Raw genomic sequence first — 12,376 nt, 5'->3', positions numbered from 1 at the left:
GCCCGGGCCGGCGGCCGCGGGCGGCGCGTCCGGGGGCTGCGGCGGGGCCGCGGTCGGCGGCCCGGCGGCGGCGCAGCTCGTCGACGTCCACGTCCCCGAGGAGGCGGTGCTTGAGCTCCTCCTCGCGCTCGAGGAGCGCGACGGAGAACTCCTCGCGGGCGAGCTGGGCCGCGCGGGTCCAGCGGTCGAGGTCGGAGACGAGGTCGCGGGCGCCGGCCGGGACGCGGGCGTCCACGGCGGCCTTCGCGCGGCGCAGCCCGACGACGGCGCCCACGGCGCCGACGCCGACCCAGAGCAGGCGGCTCACGCGCGCTTCCCGACCCCGTCGAGCAGGGTGGCGGCGGCGCGGCGGGCGGCGTGCGAGAACGCCGCGACCCGCACCAGCGGCGTGCCGACGGTGGCGGCGACGAGCGAGGTGAGCGCCGAGACGTTCTCCGAGACCTGCGCGGCCGACGTCGTGACGGTGTCGACCTTGCCGAGCTGGGCGTTCGTGGACGCGATGACGCCCGCGGCCTCGTCGAGCACCGGCAGCGCGTGGTCCGTCATCTCGCGCACGGAGTCGCGCAGGGCGTCGACGACGCGGCCGACCTTGCCCAGCACCGTGCCGAGCAGCACGACCAGCACGACGAACGCGATGGCCGCGAGCAGGCCCGCGAGGTCCCCGACCGACATGACCGTCCCTCCGTCCGTCCGGGCTGGGCCCCGTGCCGCGCCCCGGACCTGCAGAACCCTACCCGGACGCCCGTGCCCGACGACGACGACGCCCCGCCGCGCACGGCCGCGGGGCGGCGTGCGGGACGGGGCGTCGGTGGTGCGGTGCGGGTCAGCGCGCGTAGTACTCGACGACGAGCTGGACCTCGCAGGTCACGGGGACCTCGGCGCGCTTCGGGCGGCGCACGAGGGTCGCCGTGAGCTTCTCGAGCTGCACGTCGAGGTAGCCCGGCAGCGTCGGCAGGACGTCGCGGTGGGCGCCGGCGGCGGCGACCTGGAAGGGCGTCGTCGTCTGGCTCTTGGGCTTGATCTGGAGGGTCTGGCCCTCGGACACCCGGAACGAGGGGCGGTCCACGATCTTGCCGTCGACCAGGATGTGGCGGTGCGTCACGACCTGGCGGGCCTGGAGGATCGTGCGGGCGAACCCGGCGCGGAGCACCAGGGCGTCCAGACGCGTCTCGAGGTCCTCGACGAGCGCCTCACCGGTCAGGCCCGGGGCCTTGCGGGCGGCCTCGTACGCGCGGGCGAGCTGCTTCTCGCGCAGCGCGTACTGGGCGCGCAGGCGCTGCTTCTCGCGCAGCCGGACGGCGTAGTCGGACTCGGTCCGACGACGCGCACGGCCGTGCTCGCCGGGCGGGTAGGGGCGCTTCTCGAAGTGCTTGACGGCCTTCGGCGTGAGGGCCAGGCCGAGGGCGCGGCTCAGGCGGACCTGGCGGCGCGAGCGGGTGACGCTGCTCATGTGCTGCTCTCTCTGTCGTGACGTCACACCCGCCGACGGGACGACCCCGTGCGGGCGTGGGGCCGACCGTGGTGCGCACCGGCGCGTGACGACGTCACGGGCGCAGGGTGGTGCGCGGGCTAGGACCCCAGGGAGACCGTGCGCGGGCGGACCCGTCGCACGAACCGGTCCACCCTACCCTCTGGGGCCCTCCGCCTCCGAATCGCCCCCGGGCCCGCCCGCCGGCCCGCCCCCGGCGTCCCGGCCCAGGAGCTGCCGCACGCGCACGAGGCGCTCGGCCACCTGCCGCTCGTAGCCCCGGTCGGAGGGCTCGTAGTAGCGGGAGCCGACGAGGTCGTCGGGCAGGTACTGCTGCCGGGCGACCGCGTGCGGCTCGTCGTGCGCGTAGCGGTAGCCCTGGCCGTGCCCGAGCGCCTGCGCGCCCGCGTAGTGGGCGTCGCGCAGGTGTGCGGGCACGGGGCCTGCCCGGCCGGCGCGCACGTCGGCGAGGGCACGGTTCAGCCCCGTGTAGGACGCGTTCGACTTCGGCGCGCTGGCGACGTGCACGACGGCCTGCGCCAGCACGATCGCCCCCTCCGGCATCCCGAGGAGCGCCACGGCCTGCGCGGCGGCCACCGCCGTCTGCAGCGCGCTCGGGTCGGCCATCGCGACCTCCTCCGAGGCGGCGATGACGATGCGCCGGGCGATGAAGCGGGGGTCCTCCCCCGCCGCCACCATCCGGGCGAGGTAGTGCAGCGCCGCGTCGACGTCCGAGCCGCGCAGGGACTTGATGAAGGCGCTGATGACGTCGTAGTGCTGGTCCCCGTCGCGGTCGTAGCGGACGGCCGCGACGTCGACCGCGCGCTCCACGGCCGCGAGGTCGACCGGCACGGGCCCCTCCTGGCCGGGCTCGCCGGGCAGCACCGCGCCCGCCGCGGCCTCGAGCACGGTCAGGGCCTTGCGGGCGTCCCCGCCCGACAGGCGCAGCAGCTGCTCCTCCGCGTCGTCCGCGAGGACGACCGCGCCGCCGAGGCCGCGCTCGTCCGTCACGGCGCGCCGCACGAGCCGGCGGACGTCCTCCGTGCCCAGCGGCCGCAGCGTGAGCAGCAGCGACCGCGACAGCAGCGGGGAGTTGACGGAGAACGACGGGTTCTCGGTCGTCGCCGCCACGAGGGTCACCCAGCGGTTCTCGACGCTGGGCAGGAGCGCGTCCTGCTGGGACTTGCTGAAGCGGTGCACCTCGTCGATGAAGAGCACGGTCTCCGTGCCGTCCCCCGCCAGCCGGCGGCGGGCGTCCTCGATGACCGCCCGCACGTCCTTCACGCCGGCGGTCACGGCCGACAGCTCGACGAAGCGGCGCCCGGAGCCCTGAGCGACGAGGTACGCCAGGGTCGTCTTCCCCGTGCCGGGCGGGCCCCAGAGGACGACGGACGACGGCTGGGCCCGCGCCGACCCCGGCGCCGCGGGCTCGACGAGCCGGCGCAGCGGCGACCCCGGCACGAGCAGGTGCTCCTGGCCGGCCACCTCGTCGAGCGTCCGGGGCCGCATGCGCACGGCGAGCGGCGCCGACGCCAGGGGTGCCGGGACGCCCTGGGCCGTCGTCGTCACCGCGTCGAACAGGTCCACGCGCGCACCCTACGACGCGGCACCGACGCGCCCCCCCGGCGCCGGCGCGGCCCGGGCACGGCCCGGGCACGGCCGCAGGACCGCCCCGTGGCACGATGACCGGCGTGTTCGCCCGCCTCGGCCGCCTCGTCGGCCGCCACCCGCGGTCCACCGTCGTCGTGTGGGCCGTCGTCACCGTCGCCTGCTACGCGCTGGCGGTGCTCGGGGTCCACGGGCAGGACCTCTTCGACCGGCTCGCGACGGGCGCCCCCGGCGTCCCCGGCACCGAGTCGGCGGAGGGCGAGGCGGTGCTGGCGGCCGAGGCTCCCGGCGCCTCCTCCCTCACGCTCGTCGTGCAGGACGTCCCCCCGACGACCGCCGGCGTGGCGGAGGCGCTCGCGCCCGTGCGCGAGGACCTGGCCGGGGTCGACGGGGTGGCCTCCGTCATCGACCCGTTCGTGCTGCCCGGGGGTGCCACCTCGCCCGCGGCGGCGCCGCTGCTGGCGCAGGACGGCGACGGCTTCCTCGTCGTCGTCGAGCTGCTGCCCGACCTGGCGGAGGACGCGCGGGAGCGGGCGCTGGGGGCGGTCGCGGAGCGGTTGCGGGCCGTGCCGGCCGCCCTCGGGGACGTCGCACCCGGGGCGGACGGCCTCGTCGGCGGCGCGAGCCTCGTCGTCGAGGAGATCACGGACCAGGTCGAGCGGGACCTGCGCACGGGCGAGGCCGTCGCGCTGCCCGTGGCGCTCCTCATCATGGTGCTCGTCTTCGGCGGGTTCCTCGCCGCGTCCATGCCGCTCGCCGGCGCGCTGGCCTCCATCGCGGGTGGTCTGGGCGCACTGCTGGCCTTCACCTACGCGCTCGACGTCGACGCGGCGGTCGTCAACGTCGTGACCGTCCTCGCGCTCGGCCTGTCCATCGACTACGGGCTGCTCGTCGTCTCCCGCTTCCGCGAGGAGCTGCACGCGCGCACCGCGGCCGAGGTGCCGGGCTCCGGGCGCGGCCGGCGGCGGCGCGGCGACCCCCTCGTGGCGGCGGCGGTCGAGCGGACGATGGCGACCGCGGGGCGGACCGTCGCGTTCTCCGCGCTCACCGTCGCCATCGCCATCAGCGGGCTCCTGCTCTTCTCGCCGACGATCCTGCGGGCGATCGGCGCGGCCGGCGTCGCGGTGGTCCTCGTCGCGGTCGCGACCGCCCTCACGCTCGTGCCCGCGCTGCTGGTGCTCTCGGGGCGGCGGCTGCTGCGGCCCGGCCCGCTCACCCGCGTGCCCGGGGTCCGCGCCGTGCTCGCCCGCGCCTCGGACGTGCAGCACGAGGAGGGCGCCTTCTCCCGGCTGGCGGCCCGCGTCCAGCGCCACCCGTGGTGGGTCCTGGCGGGCAGCCTCGCGGCCCTCGTCGTCCTCGCGCTCCCCGTCACCCACCTGCAGCTGCGGATCTCCGGCACGGAGCTCCTGCCGGAGAGCAGCGTCCAGCGCACCTTCGTCGACACCGTGGCGCGGGAGTACCCCTCGGCGGGGGCGCCGGCCGTCACCGTCGTGGCACGGACCTCGCTGGAGACCGCGTCCGGCTGGGCCGGCACGCTGGCCGGTCTCGACGGGGTCGCCTCGGTCGACCCGCCCGTCGCGTCGGGCTCCGTGGTGGTGCTCGGGGTGCGGCCCGGGAGCACCGACCCCGGCGGGCCGGAGGCGGCGGACGTGGTGCGCGAGGTCCGCGCGCTGGACCCGGGGTTCGAGACCTGGGTCCTCGGGCAGGCCGCGGGCCAGCTCGACTTCACCGAGGCGCTGACCGACCGCGTGGCCGCGGCCGCGGCGGTCGTCGTGGTGGCCACCCTCGCGCTGCTGTTCCTCATGACGGGCAGCGTCGTCGTGCCCGTGAAGGCGCTGCTGACGAACCTGCTGTCCATCGCCGCGTCCCTCGGCGTGCTCGTCTGGGTGTTCCAGGACGGCAACGGCTCGGGGCTGCTGGGCTTCACCTCGACGGGCGGCATCGAGACGTACGTCCTCGCGCTCGTCGTCTCCTTCGCCTTCGGGCTCGCGATGGACTACGAGGTGTTCCTGCTCTCGCGCATCAAGGAGGCGCACGACGAGGGACGCCCCACGGACGAGGCGGTGCGCCGGGGGCTGCAGCGCTCCGGGCGCATCATCACCTCGGCGGCGGCGATCATCGTCGTGGTCTTCGCCGGCTTCGTCGCGGGGCAGCTCGTCGTCATCAAGCAGGTGGGCTTCGCGCTGGCGGTGGCGGTCGTCGTCGACGCCACGCTCGTGCGGCTCCTGCTCGTCCCGGCGACGATGACGCTGCTCGACCGGTGGAACTGGTGGGCGCCGCGCCCCCTGGCCCGGCTGCACGCCCGCCTCGGCCTGACGGACTGACCTCAGCGCGGGACGGGCGGCCCGACGGTGACGGGTACGCCCGGGGGCGCCCAGGTGCGCATGCGGGCGTGCGTGCGGAAGCCGAGCCGCTCGTAGATGCGTCGGGCCCCGTGGTTGTCCGCGTACAGGCCCAGGGACACGAACGCCGCGCCCGCGGCGAGACCGGCGCGGACCGCGGCGGCGGTGAGGGCCGTGCCCAGGCCCCCGCGCCGCCGCTCCGGCACCACCGCGAGGCCGTGGAGGTGCCACGACGTCCTGCCGGGTGCGGCGGGGCGCGCCTCGGCGCCGATGACCGCGACCGCGGCGGTGCCGTCCTCGCCGTCCTCGCCGTCCTCGCCGTCCTCCTCGAGCACGGCCCACCAGCCCGCGGTGCCGGGGGCGCCCGGGTCGGCCGTGGTCCGGGGGTTGCCGCGGCGCAGGCAGGCGCGCACGGCGGCCGCGTCCCGGGCACGGGCGGGGTCGAGCGCGACGACCCGGACGTCCCGCGGCACGGGCGCGTCCGCCGGCGGCGCCTGCGTGGTGAGCATCCAGTCCCACGCCGAGACGGGGTCGAGGCCCGGGGGGACGGCGGCCACCTCCCGCGGCAGGGTCACCGGGCCCACGGGCGCCGGGCGCCCGGCCTCCGTGCCGGCGTCCCCCAGGTGCGCGGCGAGGAGGACGGCCAGGTGGTCCGCCTCCCCCAGCCCCGTGACGCGTGCGGGCGCCGGCCCGGCGACGACGAGCACCGCCCGGTCGTCGCCGTGGACGGCCGCGCCCGCCCAGAGGGTCCGCCGCTGGAGGAGCAGCGGGTCCTCGCGCCACCGCGACGGCAGGCGGTCGACGAGGTCGTCGTCGGCGTGCCGGTCGCCGGCGCCGTCGCTCACGCGGTCGGCGCGGCCGCGGCCCCCGGCCCGCCGTCGCGCTCGGTGCCGCCCTCGGTGCCGGTCGCGGTGCCGGTGCCCTCACCACGCCGGGGGGCCTGCGCGTCGACGCCGGCCTCCTTGCGCTGCTGCGCGGTGATGGGGGCGGGGGCCCCGGTGAGCGGGTCGTAGCCGCCGCCCGACTTGGGGAAGGCGATGACCTCGCGGATGGACTCGGACCCCGTGAGCAGCGCGACGATCCGGTCCCACCCGAACGCGATGCCGCCGTGCGGCGGGGCGCCGAAGGCGAAGGCGTCGAGGAGGAAGCCGAACTTCTCCTGCGCCTCGGCCTCGTCGATGCCCATGACCGCGAAGACGCGCTCCTGCACGTCCCGGCGGTGGATACGGATGGACCCGCCACCGATCTCGTTGCCGTTGCAGACGATGTCGTAGGCGTAGGCGAGCGCCTCGCCCGGGCTCTCCTCGAACCGGTCGACCCACTCCGGCGTCGGGGAGGTGAAGGCGTGGTGCACGGCGGTCCAGGCGCCCGCGCCGACGGCGACGTCGTCGTCCTCGCCCGTCGGCTTGAACAGCGGCGCGTCGACGACCCACACGAACGACCAGGCGCTCTCGTCGAGCAGCCCGCCGCGACGCCCGATCTCCAGGCGGGCCGCGCCGAGCAGGGAGCGCGCCCCCGTCGGGGCCCCGGCGGCGAAGAACACGGCGTCGCCGGGGGCGGCGCCGACCGCGGCGGCGAGGCCCTCGCGCTCGGACTCCGAGATGTTCTTGGCGACGGGCCCGCCGAGGGTCCCGTCCTCCCCGACCGTCACGTAGGCGAGCCCCTTGGCGCCGCGCTGCTTGGCCCACTCCTGCCAGGCGTCGAAGCCGCGGCGGGGCGTGGCGGCGCCGCCGGGCTGCACCACGGCGCCGACGTAGGGCGCCTGGAACACGCGGAACGGCGTCCGCGCGAAGTAGGACGTGAGGTCGACGAGCTCCAGGCCGAAGCGCAGGTCGGGCTTGTCCGTGCCGTAGCGCGCCATGGCGTCGGCGAACGTCATCCGCGCGATCGGCGTGGGGATCTCGACGTCGATCAGCTTCCACAGGGCGACGAGGACCTGCTCGCCGAGCGCGATGACGTCCTCCTGGTCCACGAAGCTCATCTCGACGTCGAGCTGCGTGAACTCCGGCTGGCGGTCGGCGCGGAAGTCCTCGTCGCGGTAGCAGCGCGCGATCTGGTAGTAGCGCTCGAGGCCGCCGACCATGAGGAGCTGCTTGAACAGCTGGGGCGACTGCGGGAGCGCGTACCAGGAGCCGGGCGCCAGGCGCGCGGGGACGACGAAGTCGCGGGCGCCCTCGGGCGTCGAGCGCGTCAGCGTCGGCGTCTCCACCTCGACGAAGTCCTGGGCGTCCAGCACCGCGCGGGCGGCGCGGTTCGCCTGGGCCCGCAGGCGCAGCGCCCGGGCGGGCGCCGGCCGGCGCAGGTCGAGGTAGCGGTGGCGCAGCCGCGCCTCCTCGCCGACGGGCTCGTCGAGCGAGGTCGAGACCTGGAACGGCAGCGGGGCCGACTCGTTGAGGACGACGACCTCGGAGGCCGTCACCTCGACCTCGCCGGTCGCCAGGTGCGCGTTCTCGTTGCCCTCGGGGCGGCGGCCGACCTCGCCCGTCACCTGCAGGACGTACTCGGCGCGCAGCCCGTGGGCGACGGCCTCGTCGCGGACCACGACCTGCGCGATGCCGGACGCGTCCCGCAGGTCCACGAACGCCACGCCGCCGTGGTCCCGCCGCCGGTCCACCCACCCGGTGAGGGTCACGGTGGTGCCGATGTGCTCGGCTCGCAGCGAGCCGGCGGTGTGGGTGCGGAGCACAGGAGGTCCTCTGGGTCGGGGGCGGGGAGGGCCCGGCGCCCGTCGCGCACGGCCCGGCGACGATCGTAGTGGGCGAGGGCCGGACCGCCGCCGCGGGGGGCCGGGGCGCGGGCGGGCATCAGCCCGGGGGCCGCAGCGGGCCGATCGTCGTCGTGACGCGGGTGACCGTCGGACGCCGCGGCGTCGAGGAGAAGCCGAACCGCACCGCGGGCTCGACCGGGGCGAGCGCGCCCAGCGGGCTCCCCTGCCAGCTCCCCGCCAGCGCGACGACCGCGTGCTGGTCGGTGGCGCCGTACCACTCCGTGCGCCCGCCGGACCTCCCGCGGGTCCGGACCCCCGGCAGGACCCGCCGCGCGACCGGGTCGACCGCGGTGGCGAACGCCGTCGACGTCGCCAGCGGCCCCGGCACCGTCCGCAGCAGGGCGCCGAGCGCCGTCCGCCACCCGACCGTGAGGTCCACCTGCAGCGGCCCGGCCTCGACGTGCCAGCGGCGGCGGTCCCGGTCGGTCCGCACCCGCACGGGCGTGTCGACCACCTCGTCGAAGCGGTACACGCCGGCGACGAGCTCGGCCACGTCCGGCCGCGGCACGAGCAGGTGCCGCCGTCCGTCCACGTCCTCGAGCATGACGTCGGCGAACGCCCCCAGGGGGGAGCGCAGCCACCGCCCGACGACGAGGCGCACCCCGCTCGTCGACCCCGCTCCCGCGATGTGGCCGGAGAACCGGCGGTGCCCGGCGTCCTCCGACCCGTCCTGCGCTCCCGCTCCCGTCACGGGGCGATCCTCACCCGGCGCGGCCCCGGCCGCCCCCCGGTTGCCGCCGCCGCGGGCCCGGCGCAGGGTCGACGGCATGAGCACCCACGCCCCGGCCCCGTCCGCCGTCGACCCGGCGCCGCGGAGCCGGGCGCTGGACGTCGGGGTCCTCCTCACGCTCGTCGCCGCGAACCTCGCGATCGGCGCGGTCGCGGGGACCTCCACGCAGTCCGGCGTCGACGGCTGGTACGCCGCGGCGGAGAAGGTCGCGTGGAACCCCCCGGACGCCGTGTTCGCGCCGGTGTGGACGGTGCTCTACGTGCTCATGGCGGTCGCGGCGTGGCTCGTCTGGCGCCGTGGCGGGTGGCAGCCGGCCCAGGGCGCGCTGACGCTGTACGTCGTCCAGCTGTGCCTCAACGCCGCCTGGACGCCCGTGTTCTTCTCGGGCCGCTCGACGTGGGGCGCGCTCGCGATCATCGTCGTGCTGGCGGTGCTCATCGCGGCGACGGCGGTCGCCTTCCGCCGCCACAGCCGCCCCGCGGCCCTGCTGCTGCTGCCCTACCTCGCGTGGGTGCTGTACGCGACGACCCTCAACGCCGGGATCGCCGTCCTCAACTGACGTCGGCGGGCTCGACGCGCGGCCAGAGGTCCTCGGCCGGGGGCGCCCAGGACGCAGCGTCCGCGGGGGCCTGCTCGCCCGAGCGGATGTCCTTGACCTCGTCGCCCCCGTCCTGGCCCGCGCCGCAGAACCAGACGAAGGGGATCCCACGGCGGTCGGCGTGGCGGATCTGCTTGCCGAACTTCGCGGCGCTCGGCGCCACCTCGACCGGGATGCCCCGGGCCCGCAGCGCGGCGGCGACGTCCGAGGAGCGGTCGCGGTGCTCCTCGTCCGTGACGGCGACGAGGACGGCCGACGGCACGGACCGCGTCGCCCGCACGAGCCCGGCCGACAGCAGCCGCGAGACGAGCCGGGACACCCCGACGGACAGCCCGACGCCCGGGTAGGTCGTGGCGCCGTCGGAGGCGAGGGTGTCGTAGCGGCCGCCGGAGCAGATGGAGCCCAGGCCCTCGTGCCCGACGAGCACCGTCTCGTAGACGGACCCGGTGTAGTAGTCGAGGCCCCGCGCGATCCTCAGGTCCGCGACGACGACCCCCGGGGCCCGACGGGCCGCCGCGCCGACGAGCGCGCCGAGCTCGGCCAGGCCCTCGTCGAGCAGGGCGCCCCCCGCGCCGTGCCGCTCGGCCAGGGCGCGCACCCGGTCGACGACCTGCTCGTCCTCCCCGTGCACGGCTGCGAGCTCCAGGCAGGCAGCGGCCTGCTCGGGCGTGGCCCCGGCGTCGGCGACGAGGAGCGCGGCGACGGCGTCCGGGCCGACCTTGTCGAGCTTGTCGATGCCGCGCAGGACCGCCTCGACGTCGGTGAGGCCCAGGCCGCGGTAGAAGCCCTCCGCGACCTTGCGGTTGTTCACGAGGATGCGCACGGGCGGCAGCCCGACCTCCCGGAGCGCGCCGAACGCCTCGGCGATGACCAGGGGCAGCTCGACCTCGAGGTGGTAGGGCAGGGTGCCCGCCCCGACCACGTCGATGTCGGCCTGGACGAACTCGCGGAAGCGGCCGTCCTGGGGGCGCTCGCCGCGCCAGACCTTCTGGATCTGGTACCGCCGGAACGGGAACACCAGGTGCCCGGCGTTCTCGAGCACGTACCGCGCGAAGGGCACGGTGAGGTCGAAGTGCAGGCCGAGCCGGTCGTCGCCGGCGGGCTCCTCCCCCGGCGCCTCCTGCAGGCGCCGCAGGACGTAGACCTCCTTCGAGGTCTCGCCCTTGCGCAGGAGCTGGTCGAGCGGCTCGACCGCCCGGGTCTCGATGCCGGCGAAGCCGTGGAGCTCGAAGGTGCGGCGCAGCGTGTCGAGGACGTGCTGCTCGACGGTGCGCCCCTGCGGGAGCCACTCGGGGAAGCCGGACAGGGGGGTGGGGCGGGCCATGACGGACGATCCTCGCAGAGGTGGGGACGGGTCGGTGCGGTGGGCCGGTGTCAGCCCTTGCGGCGCAGCCCGGCGCGGCCGGCGCGGACCAGGAGCGCCAGGTCCGAGCGGACGGCCGGCAGCAGCAGCGCCAGCGCGGCCGCGACGACGCCGGCGACGGCGCCGAGGAGCACCTGCACGACGACGGGCGTCCCCGCCAGCAGCTGCACCGCTCCGTAGGAGCCGACGGCGGTGAGGGTGCCGACGAGAAGGATGCGTGACGCACCGGCGTACAGGGGGCCGACCGGCAGGCCGGCCGCCCGGTGCAGCCACCACAGCGAGAGCGGCCAGGCGATGGCCGGCGCGAGCGCGTACCCGGCGGCCACGCCGACGATCCCCCAGATGCTCCCGCCCAGGACGCAGGCGATCCGGATGGCGGCGGAGATCACCGAGTACTGCAGCAGGTCCTTCGTCAGCCCCCGCGACAGGTACACCCAGTAGCCCACGTGCGCGAGGGTCTGGAGGAGGCCCGCCACGGCGAGCAGGCGCAGGATCGGCGGGACCTGGGACCAGGTCGGGCCCAGCAGGAGCTCCACGAGGGGCACCGCGCAGCCGGCTACGAGCGCGAGCCCGACGGCGAGGGGGTACCCCATGACGCGCTGGCCCGCGTGGACGATGCCGTCGAACTCCGGCCCGGGCTTCGCGCGGGCCAGGACGGGCAGGGCGACGGTCGTGCTGGGTGCCCTCACCTGGTTCAGCGGGCTCATGAGCAGCTGGAACCCGCGGTTGTAGACGCCGAGCGGGCCGGCGCCGAAGCGCTGCCCGATGACGAGGGTGTCGACGTTGTTCGCCGCGTAGCCCAGGAGCTGGGAGGCCAGCAGGTTGCCGCCGAAGCGGAAGAACGCCCGCATGGGGGCGGTCCGGTCGTACCGGCGCGGCAGCCACCGGGCGGCGGCCACGACCCCGACGAGGAGCACGACCGCCTGGACGAGCTGCTGGACGACGAGCGCCCAGTACCCCGCGCCGGCGGCGGCGAGCGCCACGGCGGTCCCGAGCGCGAGCGCCGGCCCGAGGACGTCGATCTTCGCCACCGTGCCGAAGCGCATGCCCCGCACGAGGTCGGCCCGGTACTGCGTCGAGGCGCCGTTGAGGAGGAAGGTGACGGCGAGGGCCTGGGCGATGGCCGCCAGCGCCGGCTCGTCGTAGAAGCCCGCGATGGCGCCGGACCCGGCGAGCACGACGAGCCCGAGGACGGCGCCGATGCCCGTGTTGACCCAGAACAGGTTGGAGCGCTGCGCGCGGCTGAGGTCCGGGGACTGGATCGCGGCCGAGCTCAGGCCGAAGTCCCGGACCGTCTCCCCGACGCCGATGATCGCGAGCACCATGGCGATGAGGCCGTAGTCCTCGGGCAGCAGCAGCCGCGCGAGGACGACCGTGCCCACGAGCTGCAGCCCGATCTTGGCGACGAGGCCCGCGCCCGTGGACGCGGCACCGCGCGCGGCCCGGCCGCCGAGGCCGCCGGCGCCACCGGGCGGCGGCGGGACGGGCGCGCCGGGGCCG

General features: G+C 76.7%; 11 protein-coding genes. 2 read left to right on the top strand and 9 right to left on the bottom strand.

Annotated elements, in window-relative coordinates; all coding sequences use genetic code 11:
- From EJA20_RS16235 to EJA20_RS16220, 4 genes are all read right to left on the bottom strand, one after another.
- Positions 1-307 (bottom strand): hypothetical protein (locus tag EJA20_RS16235; protein WP_129339586.1); only part of this gene is annotated, 307 nt, incomplete at its 3' end.
- On the bottom strand, positions 304-672 hold the full coding sequence (locus tag EJA20_RS16230; RefSeq protein ID WP_129339585.1) for a DUF948 domain-containing protein: 369 nt from the start codon (positions 670-672) through the stop codon (positions 304-306). The genes EJA20_RS16230 and EJA20_RS16235, both read right to left, overlap by 4 nt.
- 151 nt (positions 673-823) lie before the next feature.
- On the bottom strand, positions 824-1,450 hold the full coding sequence (gene rpsD / locus EJA20_RS16225) for a 30S ribosomal protein S4 (RefSeq protein WP_129339584.1): 627 nt from the start codon (positions 1,448-1,450) through the stop codon (positions 824-826).
- 174 nt (positions 1,451-1,624) lie between these two features.
- The gene (locus EJA20_RS16220; protein WP_129339583.1) at positions 1,625-3,055 is read right to left on the bottom strand and encodes a replication-associated recombination protein A; all 1,431 of its coding nucleotides are present in this window, start codon (positions 3,053-3,055) and stop codon (positions 1,625-1,627) included.
- Between the two features lie 95 nt (positions 3,056-3,150).
- Between EJA20_RS16220 and EJA20_RS16215 the strand changes: the two genes are divergently transcribed.
- Positions 3,151-5,400, top strand: coding sequence for an MMPL family transporter (locus EJA20_RS16215; RefSeq protein ID WP_129339582.1), 2,250 nt, complete (start codon positions 3,151-3,153; stop codon positions 5,398-5,400).
- 2 nt (positions 5,401-5,402) lie between these two features.
- On the opposite strand, the gene EJA20_RS19575 is transcribed toward EJA20_RS16215, so the two are convergent.
- The 3 genes from EJA20_RS19575 to EJA20_RS16200 form a co-directional block, all read right to left on the bottom strand.
- Positions 5,403-6,263: a GNAT family N-acetyltransferase gene (locus EJA20_RS19575; RefSeq protein ID WP_129339581.1), complete on the bottom strand. Its 861-nt coding sequence runs from the start codon at positions 6,261-6,263 to the stop codon at positions 5,403-5,405.
- Positions 6,260-8,104, bottom strand: a complete 1,845-nt coding sequence (gene aspS / locus EJA20_RS16205; RefSeq protein ID WP_129339580.1) for an aspartate--tRNA ligase — start codon at positions 8,102-8,104, stop codon at positions 6,260-6,262. The genes EJA20_RS19575 and aspS overlap by 4 nt, the downstream gene beginning before the upstream one ends.
- A gap of 118 nt (positions 8,105-8,222) precedes the next feature.
- Entirely contained in the window at positions 8,223-8,876 is a 654-nt protein-coding gene (locus EJA20_RS16200) for a hypothetical protein (protein ID WP_129339579.1), read from the bottom strand.
- Positions 8,877-8,952: 76 nt separating this feature from the next.
- Here EJA20_RS16200 and EJA20_RS16195 point away from each other — a divergent pair, with 76 nt between their 5' ends.
- Positions 8,953-9,474, top strand: a complete 522-nt coding sequence (locus EJA20_RS16195) for a TspO/MBR family protein (protein ID WP_129339578.1) — start codon at positions 8,953-8,955, stop codon at positions 9,472-9,474.
- On the opposite strand, the gene hisS is transcribed toward EJA20_RS16195, so the two are convergent.
- Together hisS and EJA20_RS16185 are read right to left on the bottom strand one after the other, a co-directional pair.
- The gene (hisS, locus tag EJA20_RS16190) at positions 9,467-10,837 is read right to left on the bottom strand and encodes a histidine--tRNA ligase (RefSeq protein ID WP_129339577.1); all 1,371 of its coding nucleotides are present in this window, start codon (positions 10,835-10,837) and stop codon (positions 9,467-9,469) included. The genes EJA20_RS16195 and hisS overlap by 8 nt on opposite strands.
- A gap of 50 nt (positions 10,838-10,887) precedes the next feature.
- The coding region (locus EJA20_RS16185) for a lipopolysaccharide biosynthesis protein (protein WP_240675580.1) at positions 10,888-12,376 on the bottom strand (1,489 nt) is incomplete at its 5' end.

The organism is Cellulomonas endophytica, assembly GCF_004123805.1.
GTDB classification, from domain to species: Bacteria; Actinomycetota; Actinomycetes; order Actinomycetales; family Cellulomonadaceae; genus Cellulomonas; species Cellulomonas endophytica.
Note: the sequence above shows the minus strand (reverse complement) of the source record. Positions and strands in the feature narration are given on the sequence as shown.

What these genes read in the sequence shown, in the direction of transcription:
- rpsD (WP_129339584.1), bottom strand. Translation starts at nt 1,450, where the DNA reads ATGAGCAGCGTCACCCGCTCGCGCCGCCAGGTCCGCCTGAGCCGCGCC.
- EJA20_RS16195 (WP_129339578.1), top strand. Translation starts at nt 8,953, where the DNA reads ATGAGCACCCACGCCCCGGCCCCGTCCGCCGTCGACCCGGCGCCGCGG.
- EJA20_RS16215 (WP_129339582.1), top strand. Translation starts at nt 3,151, where the DNA reads ATGACCGGCGTGTTCGCCCGCCTCGGCCGCCTCGTCGGCCGCCACCCG.
- EJA20_RS16230 (WP_129339585.1), bottom strand. Translation starts at nt 672, where the DNA reads ATGTCGGTCGGGGACCTCGCGGGCCTGCTCGCGGCCATCGCGTTCGTC.
- hisS (WP_129339577.1), bottom strand. Translation starts at nt 10,837, where the DNA reads ATGGCCCGCCCCACCCCCCTGTCCGGCTTCCCCGAGTGGCTCCCGCAG.